Below are 22107 nucleotides of genomic sequence, written 5' to 3' on the forward strand. Positions count from 1 at the left end.
CGTCATCGTCGCCTGCCTGGTACCCCTCCTGTTCGCCTGGGTCCGCTTCGACGCCTGGATCATCGTGCGCGACGCCGAGGCCGCGCACGCCGACGGCGACTGCGATCGTGCGGTGGCCTCGTCGCGGTGGCTCGGCGTGCCCCACAGCCTCACCTACGGCTCGGTGACGGCGCGCGGCGAACAGGGGCGCGAGGCATGCGAGCTGCTGATCGCCGCTCTCGACACCCTGGGCCGGGCGACGGCGGCCGAGCGGCTCCCCCCCNCGCCACGTACATGGACCACCCCGGGGCCCTGTGGGACGGTGCCGGCCCGGAGCGCGCCACGACCCTGTTCGAGGAGATCGTGGACAGCGACGACCTGGTGATGCACGGCGACGAACTGGATCTGGCCCCGGTGGAGGACGCCTTCGCGCAACTGTCCACGACGCTCCGGGACACACCCGGCCAGAGCGAACACGTGAGAGCTGTCGTGGAGACCTTCCTCGCCGACCTCGCCGAGGCTCCCTCCTGCAACGCCAAGGAGGTCGACGCCTGGCTGTTCGAACAGACCTGGGAGGAGCCGGAGCTGTCCGAACCGCTGGCGTCGGAGGCCGACCAGGTTCCGGTACGGATGATGCGCTGCGCGAACGTCCTCAACACGACCGAGATGGACACGGCGGGGCCGGCCTACCAGGAATTCCTGGCGGCCTACCCCGAGCACGAGTTGGCGGACGAGGCCGCAGAGAACCTGATCTCCGACGTCGGGTACTGCGGGTACCCGGCCGCCTATCCCGCGGCTCCCGCCTACGGGGGCGACGGCCCGCACGCGGTGCGGATGCTCGGGATGGACCCCGACGAGTACGGCTTCCCTGACTCCTGGCAGACCGTGGACGTCGACGACACGGTCCTGGTGGTCTGCGTCGAGGGGCCCGAACGGGGCAGCCTCCAGCAGACCTGTTACTACGAGCCGGGCGCGGATCAGATGTTGGGCGGAGCCGCGGAGGTCGACTTCTACGCCACCGAGTTCACGGTCAGGGCGTACGAGCTCAGGACCGGCGAACTGGTGGAGGACTACAGCGAGGAGATCGGCGACCCGTGTCCCGCGACGCTCGAGTACGACTCCCACTCCTTCATCGACAGGGTGCCGGGCTCGTACGACTCCGACTACTCGGACGCGGACGTCCGATCGATCTTCGACCGACTCATGGACTGACCCGCGCCCCTGACACGCGAAGGGCTCCGGCCGCGGACCCGCCAGGAACGNGAGCCCCGAGGAGGTGGTCGTGCGTCGGCGGGGTTCTGGAGGATCCGAAGGTTCCCGCCTCTGAGGACGCACGGACACGGGCCAAAGCGAAGCGGAGGCCCGAAGAGGTACGGCTAGGCGGCCTTGGCCGTCAGCTTCACCTCGATGTTGCCGCGGGTGGCGCGGGAGTAGGGGCACATCTGGTGGGCGCCCTCGACCAGCTCCTCGGCCTTGGCCTGGTCCACACCCGGGATGGTGACGGTGAGCTCGACGGCGATGTCCATGCCCGACTCGGACTTGCCGAGGCTGACCTGGGCGTCGACCGTGGAGTTGTCGATGGTGAGCTTCTCCTTGCGGGCGACCGCCTTCAGGGCGCCGTGGAAGCAGGCGCCGTAGCCGACGGCGAAGAGCTGCTCGGGGTTGGTGCCCGGGCCGTCGTCACCGCCCTGGGCCTTGGGCACGGACAGGTCGACCTCAAGGCGACGGTCGTCGGTCCTGCCGCTCCCCTTACGTCCCTCGCCGGTGACGGTGGCGTTGGCGGTGTAGATCACGTCGTAGGCCATGGTTACCTCTCTCGTTTGCGACCCGTGGTCGATGTGGTGGTCCGGGGGAAGGACGACGGTCCGCTCAGCACCCGGCGTGCCTGCGGGCCGCGGTCTCCACCGAACGCGTGAGTTGGCCGAGCGCCTCCCGCAGCTCCTCGACCCGTTCCGGGGGCAGGTCGGCCGCGCACAGCACGCGGCCGGGGACCTCCTCGGCACGTGCGCGCAGGGCCTCGCCCTCGGTGGTGGCCGAGACCTCGACGACGCGCTCGTCGGTGGAACTGCGCGCGCGGGTCAGGAGTCCGACACCCTCCAGGCGGCGCAGCAGCGGCGAGAGCGTGCCCGAGTCCAGGTGCAGGGCGTGGCTGAGCTCCTTGACGGTGAGTGTTCCGCGTTCCCAGAGCGCGAGCATGACCAGGTACTGCGGATAGGTCAGCCCCAGGTCGCCCAACAGCTCCCGGTACAGCCCGGTCATGGCTCGGGACGCCGCGTAGAGGGAGAAGCACAGCTGGTTGTCCAGGGCGAGGGGGTTGTCCCCTTCCGCTTCGGCCACGGTGTTCCCTCCTTTCGCGTGCGGGACCGTCGGTCGGGCACCACCGTAGCAAATTTCGATTGGGTGCAACATGATCGCACCCAATTTTTTGACGTGCCGCGAACAGGCCGGTGCCCGCGCCCGGACCGGACGCGGGCACCGCGGTGTCACAGGAAGCGCACACCCTGCGCCAGCGGCAGCTCGCCGCCGTAGTTGACCGTGTTGGTCGCCCGACGCATGTAGGCCTTCCAGGAGTCCGACCCCGACTCACGGCCGCCGCCGGTGTCCTTCTCCCCGCCGAAGGCACCTCCGATCTCCGCTCCGGAGGTACCGATGTTGACGTTGACGATCCCGCAGTCCGCACCGGCCGCGGACAGGAACCGCTCGGCCTCGGCCTGGTCCTGGGTGAAGATCGCCGACGACAAACCCTGGGGCACGCCGTTGTGCAGCTCCACCGCCTCCTCCAGCGTGCGATAGGACATCACGTACAGGATCGGCGCGAAGGTCTCCTCACGCACCACCTCGGTCTGACCGGGCATACGCACGACCGCGGGTTCGACGTAGTAGGCGTCCCCGGCCTCCTCCGCCAGGCGCCGCCCACCACCGACCAGCACCTCGCCGCCGTCGGCCCCGGCCCGCTCCAGGGCCGAGCGCATGGCGGTGTACCCGCGCTCCCCCACCAGCGGACCCACCAGGGTGGACTCCTCGAACGGGTCACCGATCCGGTCACGCAACTGCTTGTAGGCGTCCACCACGCGCCGGGCGACCTCCTCGACCACGTCCTCGTGCACGATGAGGCGCCGCAGCGTCGTGCAGCGCTGGCCCGCGGTGCCGGCGGCCGAGAAGACGCTGCCGCGCACCACCAGGTCCAGGTCGGCGGACGGGGCGACCACGGCCGCGTTGTTGCCACCCAGTTCCAGCAGGTAGCGGCCCATACGCGCGGCCACCCTCGGCGCGACCGCGCGACCCATCGCGGTCGACCCGGTCGCCGACAACAGGGCCACCCGGCGGTCCTCCACCAGGGCCTCGCCGACCTCCCGGCCGCCCAGCACCACCCGGTGCACGTCCGCGGGCGCGCCGACGTCGGCCGCGGCACGCATGAGCAGACCGTGGCAGGCCAGCGCGGTGAGCGGGGTCAGCTCCGAGGGTTTCCACACCACCGTGTCACCGCACACCAGGGCCACACACGTGTTCCACGACCACACCGCCACCGGGAAGTTGAACGCGGTGATCACGCCGACCACGCCCAGCGGGTGCCAGGTCTCCATGAGTCGGTGTCCGGGCCGCTCGGAGGGCATGGTGCGCCCGTACAGCTGCCGCGACAGGCCCACGGCCAGGTCGCAGATGTCGATCATCTCCTGGACCTCGCCGAGGGCCTCGGAGCGGATCTTGCCCGCCTCGATGGTCACCAGCTCGGCCAGGTCGTCCTTGTGCTCGCGCAACAGCGCGCCGAGCCGGTGGACGAGCTGCCCGCGCACGGGCGCGGGCGTGTCACGCCAGGCGGAGGTGAAGGCGCCGTGGGCCGCGGTGACGGCCCCGTCGACGGAGGCGGTGTCGTCGTGGTCGAGGGGGAAGAGCTCCTGCCCGGTGATGGGCGTCCTCGCCGCGCCGGCGGCCCCGGCCGTCTCACGCGGCCGGTCGACGCGGCACCGGTCCAGGGCGGTCCGCGCGCGCTCGGCGAGGGCCGCGGTGTCGGGGAGGGCGGAAGTGCTCATGGGCTTCTCTCTCCGTTGAGAGGATCGAGTGGTCACTACACACCCTGCCAAGTCCGACCCCGCCGGTCCACCCCCGACGTCTCGTCCGCCGCGGTGCCGGACGCCCTCCACCACGGGCGGATCCGGCCGGCGTTAGACTCGGCTGGCCCCTCCCCCACCGGGGAACCAACGCCCCTAGGACAGACAGCGACTTCGTGCACCACCACACCACCTTCGAAGAGGACCTCGCCGATCACCCCGATGTCGGCCTGATCCTGTCCCGTTCCGGTTTCGACGCCGCCGAACCCCTGTTCGGCACCGACCTGCGGGCGAGCGCCGACCCCGCCCAGGCACGCGAGACGGTCGTCGCGCACGCCTCCCGGCTGTGGACGGAGGCCGCCCGCGACGGCGTCGACGACCGCCCCCTGTACTGGGCGCGGCTGGCGCTGTCCGCCCAGCTGCGCTCCTGGAACCCCGACTTCCCCCTGTCCGACGCCGAACGCGGCGAACTGCTGCACCTGTTGGAGATCGGCTCGCGGGGCATCACCAAACTCGACTTCCCGCCGGGCGATCGGTGGATCCGTATGGTCGTGACCGGTTTCGACCCCTTCGGGCTGGCGGACGACCCGGAGTGCTCCAACCCCTCGGGCGCGGCGGCGCTGGACCTGAACGGGTGGACCTTCCCCGTGGGCGGGCGTACGGCAGTGGTGCGCACCGCCGTGTTCCCGGTCCGCTGGGCGGACTTCGACGACGGGCTGGTGGAGGAGGCGCTGGCGGAGCAGCACGAGAGCGCGGACGCGGTCATCACGCTCAGCCGGGGACGGCCGGGCCGTTTCGACCTGGAGGAGTGGAACGGCCTCTGGCGCGGCGGAGGCAGGGACAACCTGGACGTGTCGCGTACGGGCCGGGCCCCGGTACCGGGGCCCGACGCCCCGGAGTGGACGCGCTCCTCGCTTCCCCACGAGCGGATCCTGGCGGCGACGGAGGACGGCCCCTACCCCGTGGTGGTCAACACCGAGGTGGCCGAGGTCCCGTCGGGCGGCGGTGAGACGGTGGTGCGCCCCGACGGCCCCACCCCGGGATCGGCGTCGCGGCGCGGAGGCGGCGGGGGCTACCTGTCCAACGAGATCGCCTACCGCAACACGCTGTTGCGGGACCGTTCGGGGCGCCAGATCCCCGCCGGGCACGTACACCTGCCCCGGGTCGATGACCTGGGTGAGAACGCGGTGGTCCTCACCCAGGTCCGGAAGATCGTGGCCGCGGTGGCCGCAGCCTGCCGTCAGTGAGTTGACCGGAGACGCGGCCGGTGCGACTGGAGCGCCCCGACCTGCGCTGATCTTGTACCCATGGCGAGGCTCGACGCTCCGACCTCGCCATGAGTGCGGGAACGACGAACCAGATGGACCTTCCCGGTCACCGCACCATGCGGCACCCCCTGGGGTCCTCCCCGCGCGGGCGTCCCGCGGCGGGTTCCCGCGGACGTGGGAACCGCCCCCACAAGGGGGGGCGGACCCGTCCGACGATGGGGGCCGTCAGTAGGAGGAGGAACTCCCCAGGACGGAGAGGAAGCCCATCGCCCCGTAGACGAAGAACAGCACCAACCAGATGGCGATCCCGGCGCCGAAGAGGATCCAGGAGATGAGGGTGCAGGTCCTGGCGGACTTGGGGTTGGTGTTGACCTGGGTGACGGCGACGATCGCCAGGACCAGGCCCACGATCGCCAGCGTCCAGCACCCGCACAGGCCGAGGATGTTGGCGATGAGCGCACCGATCGCCGCGCCCTGACTGGCGGGCTTGGGCGGCTGGGGGCCCGGGCCGCCGTACATTCCGCCCGGGGGTGGGGGCGGGTATCCCCCTCCCGGGGGCGGCGGATAGCCGCCACCGGGAGGAGGCGGGTAACCACCCCCCGGCGGAGGCGGGTAACCGCCGCTGCCACCGTCTGGGGGAAGATATCCACCGGTTCCGGGACCGTAACTCAATGCAATGCCTTTCGGGGATGTCCGAGCGAGCGCCCTGCCGGGATGAGACGCACCCTACAGCTTCCGGGTTCGCGTGGTTTCCCCCTCTTCGTTCCCGTCGAACACCCCGAGTGGCGTGTCCGTTGCGAGGCGAAGCGACCGCAGGTGGAGGGCTCGGATATGGTCCCCCTCGTGGCTGTCACCTCACTACGACGAAAACTCTCCGTCAGCGCCGTCCTGGCCCTGCTGCTGTTGTCCGGCTGCCATACCGTGGAGGAGCAGCCACCCCACGCGGAGGCCCTCCGTACCCCGCCCGAGGACGTACCGGGGATGCGGGCACGGACCATGGCGGTGACCACCGAGCACAGCGTGGTGAGCTACCGCTTCCCCCTCCTGGGCGGCGGACACCCGCTGACGGTGGAGACCCGTACGGCCATGGCCGCGCGCCAGACCGCCTTCCTGGAGAGGCTCTCCGGGGAGGGAACGCCCGAACTGCACCAGGACGCGACCATCCTGGCCGCCTCCCCCGAGGTGGTGGGGGTACGGCTGACCGCGACCACCTCCTCCGGCGGCGAGGAGACCTTCGAGGCCCGCACCCTGTGGTACGACGACGAGAGCGGGCAGATCCTGCCCTGGACGTCGCTGTTTCGCGACGAGAAGGCGATCGAACAGGCCCACCTGGCCCTCGCCGAGGTCCTGGAGGAGGGGTACGGCATGCCCGGCCGGCAGCTGCCCGGAATCGTCGGCGAGGTCGCCGGGGGAGACCGGAAGGCGCCGGGGAACGACACCGAGAACGCCGCCGCGTCCCCGAGCGCGGACACGGCCCCGTCCGGGGACGGGGAACCCGAACCGCTCGGCCTGTCCGACCCCGAACGGGCCCGGGAGGCGGCCCAACGCTGGACCGGTTCGCCCCTGGAGGACCTGGCCTTCAGCACGGCGGGCGGCCTGGCCGTACGGATGGACCCATCCCAGGTGCCCGGATCGGGCCGCACCGACGAGGTACTCCTGCCGGTGAGCGCTGCGGACACCGAGGACCTGCTGTCCGGACTGGGCTACCGGGCCCGGGAGGCGGCCCTGAACGACGGCGGCCTCGACGACGACCTCCCCCTGGGAGAACCGGGGGACGGCCTGAGCGACCAGGGGCGCACCCTGGACTGCCAGCGGCTCAGGTGCGTGGCCCTGACCTTCGACGACGGGCCCGGCGAACACACCGACGAACTCCTGGACACCCTGGAGGAGTACGACGCCCGCGCCACCTTCTACGTGCTGGGCTCGCTCGTGGACGACTTCCCCGCCCTGATGGAGCGCATGGCCGAGGAGGGACACGAGGTGGGCAACCACACCTGGAAGCACGGCGACCTGGCGGAGATGTCGGGCGAGGAGATCGAGGAGGACATCGGGCGCACCAACGAGGCCGTGCGGGAGGTGACCGGCTCCGACCCGCCGACCATCCGGCCGCCCTACGGGTCGCTGGACGAGACGGTGCGCGAGACGGTGGACCAGCCCCTCATCCTGTGGGACGTGGACACACTGGACTGGAAGAACCGCGACACCGGTGCCGTCAGCTCCTACGCGCTGGAACACACCGTGCCGGGCAGCGTGGTGCTCTTCCACGATATCCACGAGAGCTCGGTGAAGGCGGTCCCCGACGTCCTGGCGGGTCTGCACCGGCGGGGCTACCACTTCGTCACGGTCACCGACGTCTTCCCGGCCCAGGTGTTGGAGCCGGGCGGGGTCTACACCGACGCCCGACTCTCCTGACCGTCACAGGAGCCTGCGCAGCAGCTTCTCCTTCATGTCGGTGATGGGCGCGTAGGCGACCCTCATGGTGTCCATGAACAGCGACTTGTCCAGCACCGACTTGGTGTGCGAGAAGGTCTCGACCGAGGCGGCGGAGTGGTAGGCGCCCATACCGCTCTCCCCCACACCGCCGAAGGGCAGGTCGGGAACGGCCAGGTGCGCCATGGGCAGGCCGAAGGCCAGGCCGCCCGAGGAGGTCTCGGTGGTCAGGCGGCGCTTGGTCTCCTCCGAGTCGGTGAACCCGTACAGCGCCAGGGGTTTGTCGCGCTCGTTGACGAAGGCGATGGCCGCGTCCAGGTCCGGTACCCGCAGGACGGGCAGGATCGGACCGAAGATCTCCTCGGCCATCACCGGGGAGTCGGGGTCCACGTCGGCCAGGACCGTGGGGGCGAGGTAACGCTGGTCGGCGTCGTGCTGGCCGCCGGTGACCACGGTGCCGCTCTCCAGCAGGGCGGTGAGCCGGGCGAAGTGGCGCTCGTTGACGATGCGCCCGTAGTCGGCGCTCTGGGAGGGGTCGGCGCCGAACATCTCGGTGATGGCGGCGGACAGCTCCCGCTGGAGGGGCTCCGCGGTGTCGCCGACGGCCAGGACGTAGTCGGGGGCCACACAGGTCTGTCCGGCGTTGGTGAACTTGCCCCAGGCCAGTCGGCGGGCGGTGGTGGCCAGGTCGACGCCGGGTTCGACGATGACGGGGCTCTTGCCGCCCAGCTCCAGGGTCACGGGGGTCAGGTGTTTGGCGGCGGCGCTCATGACGATGCGGGCGACCGCGCCGTTGCCGGTGTAGAAGATGTGGTCGAAGCGCTCCTCCAGCAGGGCGGTGCTCTCGGGGACGCCGCCCTCCACGACCGCGACCGCCTCGGTGTCCAGGTAGCGGGGCACCAGGTCGGCCAGGGCGGCGGAGGTGGCCGGGGCCAGTTCACTGGGCTTGACCAGGGCGGCGTTGCCCGCCGCGATGGCGCCGACCAGGGGCGCCAGGGACAGGTTCACCGGGTAGTTCCACGGGGCGACGATGAGCACGGTACCCAGCGGCTCGCGCACGCGGCGGGCCTTGGCGGGGGCCAGGGCCATGGGCACCGACACCTTCTGCGGGCGCAGCCAGGAGGCCAGGTGCCTGAGGGTGTGGTCGATCTCGTTGACGACGAAACCGATCTCGGTGGTGTGGGCCTCGACCGGGCTCTTGCCCAGGTCGGCCTGGAGGGCGCGCTCCAGGACGGCGGTCTCCTCGGTGAGCATGCGACGCAGGGCACCCAGCTGGGCGCGGCGCCAGGAGACCGGCTTGGTGCGCCCGGAGGCGAAGGCGGCGCGCAGGCGGGCGACGGTCGGCGGGATCTCGGTGGTCAGGGTCAGCGGTTCGCCGGAGGGCGGGGCGGTGGTCTGGTCGGCCTGGGTGTTGGTCATGGAGCGATAGTAAACGAAACGCTTTCGTTTCCATAGGGTTCCTCGCATAGGATTCCAGGCATGACCACGGACCATCTGCCGGACGCGCCGCGTGCTCCCCAGCGGGGAAGGCCGCGCGACGCCACCCGGGACCGCGCGCTGATGGACGCCACCCTCGCCGAGCTCGAACTGCACGGGTACAGCGGCCTGACCACGGCCGCCGTCGCCAGACGGGCCGGTGTCTCGACCGCCACCCTCTACCGGCGCTGGCGCTCCAAGGAGGACCTGGTGGTGGGGGCCGCCCGGGCCTGGGCGGAGAACCTGGGGCCCGACCGCGACACCGGTTCGCTGCGGTCGGACCTGTCGACGCTGCTGCATGACAAGGCCACCGCCCTGGAGGGGCCCTCCGGGCGCCTGCTGCGGGCGGTGCTGGGCGAGGCCGCCCACAACCAGCCCCTGGCCGACGTGCTCTTCGGTGACTTCGTGGTGCCGCTCCAGGAGCGGGTGCTGGCCGTGGTGGAGCGCGGTGCCGCACGCGGGGAGATCGCACCGGTGGCCGATCCCCTGGTGGTGGCGGAGATGGTCATCGGGCCGATGGTCAGCCACACCTTCCTCGTCCCGCACACGCCCGAAACCTCCCCCGGCCACGATGTCGCCGACCGGTTGCTGCCCTACCTGCTTCGGGCGTTGGGTGTACGAGACGACGCGGCTGATCGGCGGTGAGCAGGTTTTACACCCCCGCCTTTACACCATAGATTTTAATCTGGTGATGGGTCAGGCGGTGAGCCGTTGGCGGATGCCGTCGATGATCGCCTGTCGTGCGGGCGGGTGCGCGGAGGGCGCCTCTCCCACGGGCGCGTCGGCGGTCGACCCACCGGCCATGAGCGAGGCCAACACGCGCTGGGTGAGAACCGGGTCGAGGTCGGGGACCTCCTCCCCCGGCGGCTCCTCGACGTCCGGGCACTCCCCTCCCCCGCCGGACGAGGGCGGCTGGGACGGGGCCGGTGGGTGCAGGAGTTCGTCGGGCACCGACCGGCAGGGCTTCCCGCACGCCTGACAGGTACCACCGGGCACGTTGCGCACACCGGGGTGGTCGGGGCAGGTGCGCGTGGCGGTGCCGCGTGCGTCCACGTCGAACTCCGGAACGCGGGCGAAGGCGTCCAGGTCGTCGTCCCCCGCCGCACGGGGCCGCGGGACGAGCGGTTGCCCCAGGGGGGACACGCCCCGGCCCAGGCCGCCGTTCAGGAAGGCGCGGGCCGCGTCCAGGTCGCGTAGGCGGCTCATGAGCGCCGGGTAGGGCCTGTCCAGGTGCTCCATGCCCCGGAACAGTGCGGTCAGGGCCTTGGTGTCCAGGCCCTGACGGGCGAGGGCGTCCACCGCCCGGCCCAGGGCGGCCCGGTCCGCGACGGGATCGAACAGGAGGCAGTCGGGAATGCGTGCGATGCGGCCATGAGGTCCGTCCGTCGGCTTTCGCCCCGTTTCTTCCCCTGTGGTGGAGCTCCCACGGACGGAACCGGGGGGTTCGTTCGGAGAAAGGTGATTGGGGAACAGGTTCGTAGGTCGATCTGAACTGCCGCCCGATTCAGATTGAACTGTCGCCGCCTTCGGAGGTTTCGCCGCCTTCCGAAGGCGGGGTCGGGTGGTCTCGTCCAGAAGCTCCTCCCCCAGTCCCGCGCGGACGGCGTTGATCTCCTCGCGCACCGGGTCGGGGAAGTCCTCGGCCGGGATCATGAGTTCGAGGACGAGGGGAAGAGCGTCGAAGGAACGCTTTCCGATCGCCAGGCCCTCGACGAAGAAGACACGCGTCTGTTCGGGCGTGAGTCTGCGGAGTATCCCCGCCCCGATGAGGTCGTCGATGCCGCGCTTGACGCTGGAGAGACCGAACAGGCCACCGGCGAGGCCGACCATGGATTCCTGGTACAGGTAGCACCAGCGGCCGTCGAGGTCGGCGGCGCGGGCGATGATCGAGGCGGCGAGGAACGAGCGGAGGGTGGGGAAGATTCCGGCTTCACGTGCCTTGTTGACCCAAAGGTCCGGTATGAACCCAATGCCCTTCATGGACTCGCGAGGGCGTTCCCTCGGGCCAGAAAGTCGGGCCGAATCACGGCGTTCGGTGGTGACACGGGGGGAGGGAGGGGTAGACTCCATTGCGAGTCGTCTCCTTTGTTAGAGGGGAGAGGCGACTTGGTCGCCTTCCTGGGGTAGGTGACACGGTCGAACGCTTGTTTACGCATGCGCCGACCAAATCCCGGATCGGTGTTGGTAGCACCGACCGGGATTTTTCTTTTCACGACCCAAGTTAGCGCAACGGATACGAGTGCGCACATTCTCCCTTCAGATCACGCACACCCAGAGTCCGAATTTCCCGATTTTTCCGCGAAGTCCCCTAACAGGGATTGTTCAGGGATTCCCCGTTCATCATAAAAAAAGCCCTCCGCCGAAGCGAAGGGCCGAGAGAGGTTCGGGGTTAGCAGGACTCGGAGCGCACCCCGCGCAGCAGCGCCACCCATTCCCCGGAGACGAAGGTCAGGTGCCCGGCCGCGCGGTTCTGGGTGTCACGAACATCCGAACCAGCCCCGTGCTCACGGACCTCGACGCAGTTGCCCCCGTTGGCGCTGTAACTGGACTTGTGCCATTCGGTGGTGGTGTTCATGTGAGCTTCCTCAGTACATCGAGCGAAAGCGCGAGTGGCAGGGAGGCTGCCAGCGCGGTCGTGGCTTGGCTGGACAGCCTGTCGTGCGTGCCGTCCTCGTGAAACACGTTACCGTCAGCGTGATCACTGACGACCGCGAGTTCCCCTGATTCCAGGCGGAAGAGCATCAACGGCGCCGAAGGGCCGAGGAGCGTCGTTCCTTCCGGTACAAGGTGCACCGCGACCCGCCCCGTTTCGATCCACTCAATGAGGTACGACACCTGTGCCCGGCGAAGGGCGCCAGGGAGGCCGGACACAGCCGCGACAGGAAACACAGCCGTCACTTCAAGCTCAGGCAGTTCTTCCAGTCTTCCAGTACGCAGCGCCACCAAGCGATCGAGCTCCTTCACCGACGCGAGCGGATGCGCCGTACGGAACACACCACGGGCGACCTCCGGACACTGCAACAGGCCTGGCACAAGAGCCGGGGCCACGATGGTGAGCTGCCTCGCCGCACGCTCTATGGCCGCCAAGTCCCGAGCCCACTCGGGCAGGGCCTGACCGGTCGTGGCCTGACGCCACGCTGCGACCAGCTTCCCGTTGGCGCCGAGTTCCTTGTCCAGTTTCTCTGCGATGGGACGGTGCGGAAGGGATTGTCCGTTCACCCAACGGGATACGGAAGCTGCGGAACAGCCCAGCCGGGCGGCCAACTGCTCCTGGGTGAGGCCCTGCAACTCACGGAAGGTGGTGACGAGGTCACGGAACGGGGGGTCGCTCATGCTCGGAATATTACGTCCATCTCCCGAGATCTGTCTGGCTGTTTCGCGAATTCACCAGGCAGTGGCGTGATCAGAACACGAAACACCAAGGTTGTGGCTTGGAAGCCAGGTGCAACCGTGAGGTGAACATGCCGCCGTCCACACGTCCTCCGTCCGACACACACGACATCGACCTGTGTGCACTCCACTCCGCGCTGCGACGACGGGGGCTCGATCCCCGGAACGGTGAACTCCCCGGTTCGGTGGCGACCGAGTACCGCGCCCGTCAGGTCGTCGTCAGGCTGACCGGCGGCCACTGGCTACGGCCGGTGCCGGGCGCCCCTGACTCCACCGTGATCGTCGCGCGTCGCGGCAACGAGGACGCCCTCGCACTACAGATCGCACGCGAACTCCTGGGCAGGCTGCCATGAACGCCGTACCCCAGCCCGGAGTACCCAGGGCCATCACCCTCGCTGATCTGGCACGGCTGTCGAGGCCGCGCACACCACCCGATGACCAACCCCCTCCGCCACACAAGCCTCCTCTACCCCGCAGGAAGCGCAAACCCGCGCCGCCTCCGCGCGAAGGAGACAGCGAGTGAACCCGTACCGCCAGGGCCCGGAGCGCAACTCAACCGCATCGGCGTCGGCCCAGGAGCGGGCCGACGCCCTCTTCGACGAGCTCTCCTCCGTGCTGCGCCACGCCCCGGACGAGCCCGACAACGCGGTCAACGCGCTACGCGCCGCCGATCGGGCCTTCGACGACCTCCACGCCTGGCTTCGCGCGGGCAACCCGCTCCCCGGTCCCTGGCGCAGAGGACGCGGCCTCCAGGAGTGACGCCGGGAGAGGGACCGTCACGGGGTCGACTGGCGGGTACATGTCCGCCGGACCGGAGACGCGAGGCGCGCGAAATCCACTTGCGGACGCTTCCCGGCCCCTTCCAGGATGTCCGCATGGACGTCAGCAGCGCCACCGACCTGGTCGGGACGAACCGACGGCATTGAGACGAGCGGGTCCCGATCCACACGGCCAGCTCCTTCTACGACCTGGACGCGTCCGCTGGGTAAGCCGCCTCACCCGTTTCCAGCAGTGGTGTGGGACCGCGACGGGTTCCGACCCGGCGGCCCGGAACCACCGTCCGGCGCGGTGTCGCGGAGCCCGACCGCCGAGCGGACGAGTGACGCGACCGCCTGGGAACGGCTGTTCGGCGGCCACGCGATCACCGTGGTGACCTCCGGCGCGTCGACGACGGGCACCGCGACGTGTTCGGGCCACTGCCAGGCACGGCTGGAGGCGGGGATGACGAGCAGCGTCCTGCCGAGCGCCACGAGCTGGGCGAGCTGCGACTGGGTGCGCACCTCCGGCCCGGGCCCGTCCGGGTAGGTCCCGTCGAGCCGGGGCCACCGGGCGATCGGCAGGTCCGGCACGTCGCGGACGTCCGCCAGCGCGAGCTGGTCGCGTGAAGCCAGCGGATGCCCCGCGGGAAGGATCGCCACCTGGCCCTCGACGTGGAGTTCCTCGGTGTCGAACCCGGCGAGGTCGTCGAACGGGCGGTGCATGAGCGCCACGTCGGCGCGCCCGTCACGGAGCAACCCCGCCTGCTCGCCGACCTCGCACAGGAGGACCTCGACCGGTGCCGCACCGGGTTCGCTCCCGAACGCGTCGAGGAGCCGTCGCAGCAGCTCGTGGGAGGCCCCGGCCTTCGTCGCGAGCACCAGCGGCCGCTTCGGGTCCCCGGCGCGTCGCGTCCGGCGCGCGGCGGCCTCGACCGCGTCGAGAGCCGTTCCGGCCTCCCGGAGCAGCACCCTTCCGGCGTCGGTGAGCGCCACGCCACGGCGGTTCCGGTCGAGGAGCCGGACGCCGATCCGCCGCTCCAGCTGGCGGGTCGCGCGCNGCGAGAGCGGCGGTTGCGCGATCCGGAGCCGATCGGCGGCACGTCCGAAGTGCAGTTCCTCGGCGACGGCGACGAAGTACCGAAGCTCGCGGGTTTCGAGATCGTCCACGCGAGCAGCCTACGGGTGATACCCGGCGGGTATCACAGCCGACTGACCCGGTATTGGACGGCGCGTGCGCGGCTCGCCGAGCATGGATTCCGTGAACGACACGAAGACCGCGCTGGTCACCGGCGCGAACAAGGGAATCGGTTTCGCCATCGCCCAGGGCCTGGGGGAGATCGGCTTCACGGTCGCGGTGGGAGCCCGCGACGACGCCAGGCGCGAGGAGGCCGTCGGGCGGCTGCGCGCCTCGGGCGTCGACGCGTTCGGCGTCGCCCTCGACGTCACCTCCGATGACAGCGTCGCCGCGGCGGCGAAGGAGATCGAGCGGACGGCGGGGCGGCTCGACGTGCTCGTCAACAACGCGGGCATCTCCGGCCGGAGCGACGGCGGCGCGCAGAATCCGACGACACTCGACCTCGACGTCGTCCGCACCGTCCTCGACACGAACGTGTTCGGGGTCGTCCGGGTGACGAACGCGATGCTCCCGATGCTCCGCCGCGCGAGCTCGCCGCGCATCGTCAACATGTCGAGCAACATGGGCTCGCTGACACTGCGGACCGGTCCGATCCTGGGCGCGTACGCACCGTCGAAGTCCATGCTCAACGGCATCACGGCGCAGTACGCCCGCGAATTCGCCGACACGCACGTCATCGTGAACGCCGCCTGCCCCGGCTACGTTGCGACCGACTTCACCGGCTTCAACGCGCCGCGGACGCCGGAGCAGGGTGCCGCGATCGCGATCCGGCTCGCCACCCTGCCGGACGACGGGCCGCGCGGCGGCTGGTTCGACGACGAGGGCGTCGTCCCCTGGTGATCCCGGACGGGAGGAGGGGTACGGGGGCTGGCGCCCCTCCTCCCGTCCGTCGCCGCGACGCGTCACGCGACCGGGCGGACCCCGCCGNGGCCCGGGTCAGCGGGCGGGCAGGATCCGCCCGGTGACCTCGCCGAAGTGGACGGTGGTCCCGTCCGGCCCGGGGGCGGTGGCGGTGATGGTCACCTCGTCGCCGTCCTCCAGGAAGGTGCGTTCGCCGCCGTCGGGCAGGCGCAGCGGCTCCTTGCCGCTCCAGGTCAGTTCCAGGAAGCAGCCCCGCTGGCCGGGCTCGGGGCCGCTGACCGTGCCGGAGGCGTAGACGTCGCCGGTGCGCAGCGAGGCGCCGTTGACCGTCATGTGCGCGAGCTGCTGGGCGGCGGTCCAGTACATCTGCGCGAAGGGCGGCGTCGACACCGGGTGCCCGTTGAGCCGCACCTCCAGGCGCAGGTCCAGGCCCCAGGGCTGGCTCCCCCGCAGGTAGGGCAGCGGTTCGGGGTCCTGGGCGGGCTGGTCGACGCGGGCCGACTCCAGCGCGGCCAGCGGAACGATCCACGGTGAGATCGACGTGGCGAACGACTTGCCCAGGAACGGCCCCAGCGGCACGTACTCCCAGGCCTGGAGGTCGCGGGAGGACCAGTCGTTGAGCAGGAACACGCCGAACACGTGGTCGGCGAAGGAGTCCACGTCGACCCGCTCGCCCATCTGGCTCCCGGCGCCCACGACGAAGCCGACCTCGGCCTCGATGTCCAGGCGCACGGAGGGCCCGAACACGGGCGCGGGCTCCGTGGGCGGTTTGCGCTGGCCGGTGGGCCGCACGATGTCGGTACCGGAGACCACGACGGTGCCGGAGCGGCCGTGGTAGCCGNCAGTTCGGGGTGAGGGGCTCCTGCTCGGGGCGGAAGATGCGGCCGACGTTGCTGGCGTGGTGCTCGGAGGCGTAGAAGTCCACGTAGTCGGCGACGGTGAAGGGCAGGTGCATGCGCACCGAGTCCCGGTCCACCAGGTGCGGGCGCACGGCGGCCTCGTGGGCGGGGTCGGTGAACCAGTCGGTGAGCGCGGCGCGCACCTGGTCCCACACCGGGCGTCCGGCGGCCATCAGGGCGTCCAGGTTGGGCTGGGCGACGGTGTCGGCGAAGGGGGCGTCCAGCGCGCGGGCCGCGGCGCCCAGGTCCAGGACGTGGTCGCCGATCGCCACGCCCGTGCGCGGGGCGGGGTCGTCGGCGGTGCCGAACACGCCGTAGGGCAGGGTGGCCAGGCCGAACTGCGCGTCCGGGGCGAGGTCGAGCCAGCTGTCGGGCATGGCGTTCGCTTTCTTGGAGTGGACGGGTTCTGGTGAACGGTTCTCGGAGTGGACGGAACCGTGGAGTGCTCGGGTCAGCGAGTGCGGGAGGCGGGCAGCGCCCCCAGGACGACCAGGTCCTCCAGGGGTTCGGTGATGCTGCACGTGCCGAAGGAGCGGAACCGTCGGCGCACCCTCTCCGCCTCGGCGTCGGAGAGCTTGGCGGCGAGCGCGGCCAGGCGGGGCCCGTCGCGGTCGGCCAGCACGTGGGCGGCCTCCTTCTCGGTGGCTCCGTCGATCAGGGCGGCGGTGGCCAGCAGCACGTTGAGGAACCCGTGCTGTTCGAAGCCCTCCGCGGTGGTGTGGCGGACGGCGTGGTGCAGTCCGGCCGTGCACTTGAAGGGCGTCTCCAGTGCCACGGCCGCGTGCAGGAACTCGGCGAGTTCCTCCTCTCCGGGGTGGGCCTCGGGTCTGAGTCCGCCGGTGCGGAACTTGGCGCTGTGGCCGGTTCCGGTCAGCGACTCCAGGTCGGCGTGCACGTCGCCCTGGCGGGAGACCTCCACGAATCCCTCGGCGCCCTCGGGCAGGTGGGCGGTGAGCCGCTCGGCCACGGCCGCCGCGCCCCCGGGCTTCGCGGCGGCCTCCACCGCGACCAGGCGCAGCGCCGGGTCGGCGAGGACGGCCGCGACGGCGGGCGCGACGCCGTCGGCGCCGCCGGGGACGGTGACCCCGACCGCGAGGGGTTCGCTCGGGCCCTCCTCACGCGCCAGGACGGCGCGCAGTTCCCCCACGCGGGCGTCGGAGACCAGGAAGGGGCCGACGTACTCGGCGCGCGGGCCCGCCCGGTGGTCGCGGTGGGCGGGCAGCGCCCCGCCCATGGGCGCGTTTCCGGGCGGGAAGAGCGCGGCGTCGTCGAACAGACCGCGGTACAGGACGGCGCTCACCGCTGCTCCCTCCTGCCCCCGGCCCAGGTCCAGGCGTAGACTCCGTCGTCGCTGGCGGTGCCGCCCTCGCCCAGGTCGAGCGGGCGGAAGGTGTCGACCATGACGGCGAGTTCGTCGAAGGCCTCGGCGCCGATGCTGCGCTCGTAGGCGCCGGGCTGGGGGCCGTGGGAGTGGCCGCCCGGGTGCAGGGAGATCGATCCCTGGCCGATCCCGGAGCCCTTGCGGGCCTCGTAGTCGCCGCCGCAGTAGAACATGACCTCGTCGGAGTCCACGTTGGAGTGGTAGTAGGGCACCGGGATGGCGCCGGGGTGGTAGTCCACCTTGCGGGGCACGAAGTTGCAGATGACGAAGTTGTGCCCTTCGAACACCTGGTGGACGGGCGGCGGCTGGTGGACGCGGCCGGTGATGGGCTGGAAGTCGGCGACGTTGAACACGTAGGGGTACAGGCACCCGTCCCAGCCCACGACGTCGAAGGGGTGGGTGGGGTAGGTGTAGCGGGTGCCGGAGATGCCGCCGGGGCCGTCGCCGCGGTGCTTGATGAGCACGTCGACGTTCTCGCCCTCGGCCAGCAGCGGCTCGGAGGGGCCGCGCAGGTCGCGTTCGCAGTAGGGCGAGTGCTCCAGGAACTGCCCGTACCGGGACAGGTAGCGCCTGGGCGGGGCGATGTGGCTGTTGGCCTCGATGACGTAGGCGCGCAGCGGCTCGTCGCCGGTGGGCACCCAGCGGTGGGTGGTGGCGCGCGGCAGGATGACGTAGTCGCCCTGGCCGACCTCCAGCAGGCCGAAGACGGTCTCCACGCGCGCGGTGCCCGACTCCACGTACACGCACTCGTCGCCGATGCCGTTGCGGTAGAGCTGGGAGGGGGATCCGGCGGCGACGTAGGAGATGCGCACGTCGTCGTTGCCCAGGACGAGGCGGCGCGACTCCACGACGTCTGCGGCCTTCCACTCCTGGCCGGGGAAGAGGTCGTGCAGCTTCAGGTGGCGGGGCACCATCGGCGCGTTGCGGACGCGGGCCTGGTCGGGGACCTCCCACTCGGCGGCGTCGACGATGGCCGAGGGGATGGCGCGGTGGTAGAGGAGCGAGGAGTCGGCGGAGAAGCCCTCCTCCCCCATGAGCTCCTCGTAGTACAGGCCGCCCTCGGGGGTGCGGTGCTGGGTGTGGCGGGTGCGGGGCACCTCGCCGACCTGGCGGTAGTGGGCCATGGCGGTGTTCTCCCTCCGTGTGGGATGGAATCCGGGTCAGGCGGTCGGGGCGGGCTCGTCGCCGTGCGGGTCGGTGTCGGGGGTGTCGTCGGCGACGGACTCGGCGGTCGTGTCGGTCGCCTTGGTCTCGCTGGGCGCGGCCGCCTCGGCGGGCGCCGGAACGCCGGGGGCCAGCCCCAGGGCGGTGCGCACGGCGGCGCACACGGCGTCGGTGTCGGTGCCCGCGACGACGGCCGCGATGTGGGCGTCGGGGCGCACCAGCCACACCTGGCCGGGTTCGGGTGCCAGGGCCCTGGCGAGCGCGCCGGTGGTGTCGATCCCGTCCAGGTACAGGGCGGTGACGGGGGCGGGGGTGGTCCGGCGCACGGCGGCGCGGACGTCCTCCAGGTGGGCGTCGGGGTCGGTGCCTTCGGGGGCCGCGCCCAGCAGCAGGGTCAGGCCCTCGCGCAGCAGCGGGCGCAGGCGCGCGGGGGCGTCGGTGCCGGGGAGGCGGACGGGGGCGTCGGGCAGGATCACCCCGGGGCAGGGCGCGGGGGTCCGCCCGCGCGGGGGCCTGCCGCCGAAGGGCCGTTCGGCGCAGGGGGTGGTCAGGGGCGAGTCGGTGTACCAGAACGGTTCGGCCAGGCGCCCGGAGTCGACCCGGGCGCGGGCGGCCTCCTCGGTGAGGGCCTGTTCGAGGACGGTCACGCGGGTGCGGTGCTCCTCCTCGTCCTGGGGGACGAGGAAGCGCATGGTGGCGCTGGTGACGTCGGCGTTCTCCAGGGCGGCGGCGTGGCGTTCGGCGTGGTAGCTCTCCAGCAGTTCCTCCCCCGCCCATCCGGCCAGGACGTAGGCGAGCTTCCATGCGGCGTTCTCGGCGTCCTGGACCCCGGAGTTGAGGCCGCGGGCGCCGAAGGGGGCGACCAGGTGGGCGTTGTCGCCGACCAGGAGGACGCGGCCCGCGCGCATGCGTTCGGCCACGCGGGTGTGGAACCGGTAGACCGAGTGCCAGACGATCTCGTAGGGCCGGTCGCCGATGATCTGGCGGATGCGCGCCTCCAGGCGTCCGCTGGCCTCCTCGGCGTCCAGGTCGAAGTCGGCGGGGACCTGCCAGTCGATGCGGTACACCGAGTCGGGGCAGGGGTGGATGAGCACCTGGCGGCCGGGGTTCCATTCGGGGTCGAAGTAGAAGCGGCGTTCGCGTTCCCAGTCACCGAGGTCGGCGCGGATGTCGCAGATGAGGAAGCGGTCGTCGAAGGTGGTGCCGTCGAAGGACAGGCCCAGGGTCTCGCGGACCACGCCGCCGTGGGCGCCCAGGCACGACAGGGCGTGGGAGCCGCGCAGGCGCACCGTCCCGTCGGGGGTCGCGCACTCGACGGTGACGCCGTGGTCGTCCTGGGCGATGCCGGTGACCCGGTGGTTCCACAGGGTGCGCACCCCGGCGGCGTCCAGGCGGGCGTCGAGGACCTCCTCGGTGCGCGACTGGGAGAGGTTGACGAACGGGGGCAGGGGCGAGGCGCCCGGGTCGGCGAGACGGACGCTGAACAGTTCGCTGTCGCGGTAGAAGGTACGGGCGGTGTCCCAGGTCAGCCCCTCCTCGGCGATGGTCCCGGCGCCCAGCCAGTCCCAGACGTCGAGCACGTCGCGCTGTTGGCAGATGGCCTTGGAGCCGACGGCGTCGCGTTCGGGGCGCCCGTCCACGACCAGTACGGGGACGCCGCGCCGGGCCAGCAGCAGGGCCGCGGTCTGACCGACCGGGCCCGCGCCGAGCACCAGGACGGGCTCGGCGGGGGTGTCCGCGGGAGTGCGTGGAGCGGGGGGTCTCATCGGATGGCTCCGTTCGGCGTCGGCGCCCCGTACGGGCGTGGGAAGGGGGGACGGGGGTCGGTGGGGGCGGGTCAGCCCTGGAGCTGGTCCCAGACCTCGCGGTCGCGCTCGGCCGTCCAGATGACGGGGCGCTCGATGCCGGAGAACTCGTCCCACAGGCGGGAGACGTCGAAGGGCAGGCAGTGCTCGAAGATGGGCCAGTGGCCGTAGTCGTCGACGAGGGCGGCGTGGGTGGCCTCGAAGGCCTCCTTGAGGGTGCCGCCGCGTCCGTGGACGGCGCCGACCTCGCGGATCATGACGTCGAGGAAGCCGCGGGTCTGCTCGATGGCGGCGTCGACCTCCTCGCGGCCGCGGCTGACGGCACCGCGTCCGCCGACGAGCATCTCGGCGCCCAGGGCCTTGACGCCGTCCAGCGTGGCACCGGACCAGTCGTGGTGGAAGGCGTCGCCGGTGTAGAGGGCGGCCTGGGCCTCGACGAGGTCTCCGGCGAAGAGGATCCTCTGCTTGGGCAGCCAGGCGACGATGTCGCCCTCGGTGTGGCCGCGTCCGAAGTACTGGAGGACCAGCTCGCCGCGGTCGCCGCCCAGGTCGATGGTGGTGCGGTCGGCGAAGGTCTGGGTGGGCCAGGTCAGGCCGGGCACGGAGTCGGCGTCCTTGGCCAGGCGGGGCATACGGGCGAACTCGCTGGCCCAGTCCTCCTCGCCGCGCTCGCGGATGAGCTCGTGGGTCTTCTCGTGGGTGAGAATGATCTCGGCGTCGAAGGCGCTGGCGCCCAGGACGCGGACCGCGTGGTAGTGCGAGAGCACCAGGTAGCGGATCGGCTTGTCGGTGTGCTCGCGCAGNCCAGTCCTGGGCGGCCGCGGGGGTGGCCAGGGCCTCGAAGGCCACGAGGAAGTCCTCTCCCTCGATGGCTCCCACGTTCGGGTCGCCCTCGGCGGTGAGGGCGTAGACCCCGTCGGCCAGGACCTCCAGGGTCTGCTGCTTGGCCTCGGTGTCGGCGGATGAGGCGAATGGCTTGGCTGCCATGGTCGAAGGACCCTTCACTCGCTCCGGGCGGCTGCCGCCACCCAATTGATCAAAGGTTTGATGATTCTGACCATAACGTGCCCCACGCCACAGGACCAAGAGGCGTGGAGCCCGCATATGCGTGATACAGATCACATCCCAGGGTCGCGATCCGGGCGGGCATCGGTCTTCACCTGGCGATTCCCCACCTCATCCGGCACATGGATCTTCGGAGTGCACACCGTTCCCCGGTGTCCCGGGTTGGTGGACGCCGTGCCCGGGAGTCCCGGGTGCGGGCGCACCCGTTCGGGGACGACCGGACGGACCCGTGGACCGGGGCGCGGAAGGCGCCGGGGCACGGGCTGGCGCGGGGCGGGCGAAGGGCGGTCTCCCCCTCCCCCGGCACCCCTCTCCCGGAGGGGGGAGAACCGGCGGCCCTCCGGGACGGTTCCGCCCGCCCGGACCGCCGCACGGCACCCGCCCCACCGACCCCACCAGCTCCAAGGACGGGGCGTCTTCCGGAAGACCAGGTAAACGGCGCCCGTA

At 71.4% G+C, this 22107-nt stretch carries 19 protein-coding genes and 2 pseudogenes; 7 read left to right on the forward strand and 14 right to left on the reverse strand.

The window, feature by feature from the left end:
- The first annotated feature begins 342 nt into the window (after nt 1-342).
- On the forward strand, nt 343-1191 hold the full coding sequence (locus D455_RS0102115) for a hypothetical protein (RefSeq protein ID WP_152486979.1): 849 nt from the start codon (nt 343-345) through the stop codon (nt 1189-1191).
- A 164-nt stretch (nt 1192-1355) separates the two neighbouring features.
- Here the strand turns inward: D455_RS0102115 and D455_RS0102120 are convergent, their stop codons facing one another.
- The 3 genes from D455_RS0102120 to amaB all read right to left on the reverse strand — a co-directional run bounded on the left by D455_RS0102120 (nt 1356) and on the right by amaB (nt 4010).
- The gene (locus tag D455_RS0102120; protein WP_017569112.1) at nt 1356-1784 is read right to left on the reverse strand and encodes an organic hydroperoxide resistance protein; all 429 of its coding nucleotides are present in this window, start codon (nt 1782-1784) and stop codon (nt 1356-1358) included.
- A gap of 64 nt (nt 1785-1848) precedes the next feature.
- Nucleotides 1849-2316, reverse strand: coding sequence for a MarR family winged helix-turn-helix transcriptional regulator (locus tag D455_RS0102125; protein WP_017569113.1), 468 nt, complete (start codon nt 2314-2316; stop codon nt 1849-1851).
- Between the two features lie 146 nt (nt 2317-2462).
- On the reverse strand, nt 2463-4010 hold the full coding sequence (gene amaB / locus D455_RS0102130; RefSeq protein WP_017569114.1) for an L-piperidine-6-carboxylate dehydrogenase: 1548 nt from the start codon (nt 4008-4010) through the stop codon (nt 2463-2465).
- A 194-nt stretch (nt 4011-4204) separates the two neighbouring features.
- Here amaB and D455_RS0102135 point away from each other — a divergent pair, with 194 nt between their 5' ends.
- Nucleotides 4205-5275, forward strand: a complete 1071-nt coding sequence (locus D455_RS0102135; RefSeq protein ID WP_017569115.1) for a C15 family peptidase — start codon at nt 4205-4207, stop codon at nt 5273-5275.
- Nucleotides 5276-5521: 246 nt separating this feature from the next.
- Here D455_RS0102135 and D455_RS28945 read toward each other — a convergent pair whose 3' ends face one another.
- Nucleotides 5522-5815, reverse strand: a complete 294-nt coding sequence (locus D455_RS28945; RefSeq protein ID WP_017569116.1) for a hypothetical protein — start codon at nt 5813-5815, stop codon at nt 5522-5524.
- 312 nt (nt 5816-6127) lie between these two features.
- Between D455_RS28945 and D455_RS0102145 the strand changes: the two genes are divergently transcribed.
- Nucleotides 6128-7708, forward strand: a complete 1581-nt coding sequence (locus tag D455_RS0102145) for a polysaccharide deacetylase family protein (RefSeq protein ID WP_017569117.1) — start codon at nt 6128-6130, stop codon at nt 7706-7708.
- A gap of 3 nt (nt 7709-7711) precedes the next feature.
- Here the strand turns inward: D455_RS0102145 and D455_RS0102150 are convergent, their stop codons facing one another.
- Entirely contained in the window at nt 7712-9145 is a 1434-nt protein-coding gene (locus D455_RS0102150) for an aldehyde dehydrogenase family protein (protein WP_017569118.1), read from the reverse strand.
- Nucleotides 9146-9205: 60 nt separating this feature from the next.
- On the opposite strand from D455_RS0102150, the gene D455_RS0102155 reads away from it, so the two are divergent.
- Nucleotides 9206-9847: a TetR/AcrR family transcriptional regulator gene (locus tag D455_RS0102155; RefSeq protein ID WP_017569119.1), complete on the forward strand. Its 642-nt coding sequence runs from the start codon at nt 9206-9208 to the stop codon at nt 9845-9847.
- A gap of 51 nt (nt 9848-9898) precedes the next feature.
- On the opposite strand, the gene D455_RS0102160 is transcribed toward D455_RS0102155, so the two are convergent.
- From D455_RS0102160 to D455_RS0102170, 3 genes are all read right to left on the reverse strand, one after another.
- On the reverse strand, nt 9899-11182 hold the full coding sequence (locus D455_RS0102160) for a hypothetical protein (protein ID WP_017569120.1): 1284 nt from the start codon (nt 11180-11182) through the stop codon (nt 9899-9901).
- Nucleotides 11183-11591: 409 nt separating this feature from the next.
- Entirely contained in the window at nt 11592-11777 is a 186-nt protein-coding gene (locus D455_RS0102165; RefSeq protein WP_017569121.1) for a DUF397 domain-containing protein, read from the reverse strand.
- Nucleotides 11774-12535 (reverse strand): helix-turn-helix domain-containing protein, encoded by a 762-nt coding sequence (locus D455_RS0102170; RefSeq protein ID WP_017569122.1) that lies wholly within the window; start codon nt 12533-12535, stop codon nt 11774-11776. Before D455_RS0102170 ends, D455_RS0102165 begins: the two co-directional genes overlap by 4 nt.
- 128 nt (nt 12536-12663) lie before the next feature.
- On the opposite strand from D455_RS0102170, the gene D455_RS28950 reads away from it, so the two are divergent.
- Nucleotides 12664-12945 (forward strand): hypothetical protein, encoded by a 282-nt coding sequence (locus tag D455_RS28950; protein WP_152486980.1) that lies wholly within the window; start codon nt 12664-12666, stop codon nt 12943-12945.
- A gap of 166 nt (nt 12946-13111) precedes the next feature.
- Nucleotides 13112-13351 carry a hypothetical protein gene (locus tag D455_RS0102180; protein WP_017569124.1) on the forward strand — a complete coding sequence of 80 codons (240 nt, stop codon included), beginning with the start codon at nt 13112-13114 and terminating at the stop codon, nt 13349-13351.
- A 236-nt stretch (nt 13352-13587) separates the two neighbouring features.
- On the opposite strand, the gene D455_RS0102185 is transcribed toward D455_RS0102180, so the two are convergent.
- Nucleotides 13588-14517, reverse strand: coding sequence for a LysR family transcriptional regulator (locus D455_RS0102185; protein ID WP_017569125.1), 930 nt, complete (start codon nt 14515-14517; stop codon nt 13588-13590).
- 82 nt (nt 14518-14599) lie between these two features.
- On the opposite strand from D455_RS0102185, the gene D455_RS0102190 reads away from it, so the two are divergent.
- Nucleotides 14600-15325 (forward strand): SDR family NAD(P)-dependent oxidoreductase, encoded by a 726-nt coding sequence (locus D455_RS0102190; RefSeq protein ID WP_026122236.1) that lies wholly within the window; start codon nt 14600-14602, stop codon nt 15323-15325.
- A 96-nt stretch (nt 15326-15421) separates the two neighbouring features.
- Here D455_RS0102190 and fahA read toward each other — a convergent pair.
- The 5 genes and pseudogenes from fahA to D455_RS28960 all read right to left on the reverse strand — a co-directional run bounded on the left by fahA (nt 15422) and on the right by D455_RS28960 (nt 21582).
- Nucleotides 15422-16622 (reverse strand): annotated as a pseudogene (gene fahA, locus D455_RS33600) (fumarylacetoacetase).
- A 74-nt stretch (nt 16623-16696) separates the two neighbouring features.
- Nucleotides 16697-17545 carry a hypothetical protein gene (locus D455_RS0102200; protein WP_017569129.1) on the reverse strand — a complete coding sequence of 283 codons (849 nt, stop codon included), beginning with the start codon at nt 17543-17545 and terminating at the stop codon, nt 16697-16699.
- Entirely contained in the window at nt 17542-18750 is a 1209-nt protein-coding gene (locus D455_RS0102205) for a homogentisate 1,2-dioxygenase (protein ID WP_017569130.1), read from the reverse strand. The genes D455_RS0102200 and D455_RS0102205 overlap by 4 nt, the downstream gene beginning before the upstream one ends.
- A 36-nt stretch (nt 18751-18786) precedes the next feature.
- Nucleotides 18787-20556, reverse strand: coding sequence for an FAD-dependent monooxygenase (locus tag D455_RS0102210; protein WP_017569131.1), 1770 nt, complete (start codon nt 20554-20556; stop codon nt 18787-18789).
- A gap of 71 nt (nt 20557-20627) precedes the next feature.
- Nucleotides 20628-21582 (reverse strand): annotated as a pseudogene (locus tag D455_RS28960) (MBL fold metallo-hydrolase).
- Nucleotides 21583-22107: the final 525 nt, after the last annotated feature.

It is taken from the genome of Nocardiopsis halotolerans DSM 44410 (genome assembly GCF_000341065.1).
Classification (GTDB): Bacteria; Actinomycetota; Actinomycetes; order Streptosporangiales; family Streptosporangiaceae; genus Nocardiopsis; species Nocardiopsis halotolerans.

Bases quoted from the DNA above. Each gene is read 5' to 3' on its own strand.
- D455_RS28945 (WP_017569116.1), bottom strand. From the start codon at position 5,815: ATGTACGGCGGCCCGGGCCCCCAGCCGCCCAAGCCCGCCAGTCAGGGC.
- D455_RS0102155 (WP_017569119.1), top strand. From the start codon at position 9,206: ATGACCACGGACCATCTGCCGGACGCGCCGCGTGCTCCCCAGCGGGGA.
- D455_RS0102120 (WP_017569112.1), bottom strand. From the start codon at position 1,784: ATGGCCTACGACGTGATCTACACCGCCAACGCCACCGTCACCGGCGAG.
- D455_RS0102205 (WP_017569130.1), bottom strand. From the start codon at position 18,750: ATGGCCCACTACCGCCAGGTCGGCGAGGTGCCCCGCACCCGCCACACC.
- D455_RS0102165 (WP_017569121.1), bottom strand. From the start codon at position 11,777: ATGAACACCACCACCGAATGGCACAAGTCCAGTTACAGCGCCAACGGG.
- amaB (WP_017569114.1), bottom strand. From the start codon at position 4,010: ATGAGCACTTCCGCCCTCCCCGACACCGCGGCCCTCGCCGAGCGCGCG.
- D455_RS0102160 (WP_017569120.1), bottom strand. From the start codon at position 11,182: ATGAAGGGCATTGGGTTCATACCGGACCTTTGGGTCAACAAGGCACGT.
- D455_RS0102210 (WP_017569131.1), bottom strand. From the start codon at position 20,556: ATGAGACCCCCCGCTCCACGCACTCCCGCGGACACCCCCGCCGAGCCC.
- D455_RS0102190 (WP_026122236.1), top strand. From the start codon at position 14,600: ATGGATTCCGTGAACGACACGAAGACCGCGCTGGTCACCGGCGCGAAC.
- D455_RS28950 (WP_152486980.1), top strand. From the start codon at position 12,664: ATGCCGCCGTCCACACGTCCTCCGTCCGACACACACGACATCGACCTG.
- D455_RS0102170 (WP_017569122.1), bottom strand. From the start codon at position 12,535: ATGAGCGACCCCCCGTTCCGTGACCTCGTCACCACCTTCCGTGAGTTG.
- D455_RS0102145 (WP_017569117.1), top strand. From the start codon at position 6,128: ATGGTCCCCCTCGTGGCTGTCACCTCACTACGACGAAAACTCTCCGTC.
- D455_RS0102150 (WP_017569118.1), bottom strand. From the start codon at position 9,145: ATGACCAACACCCAGGCCGACCAGACCACCGCCCCGCCCTCCGGCGAA.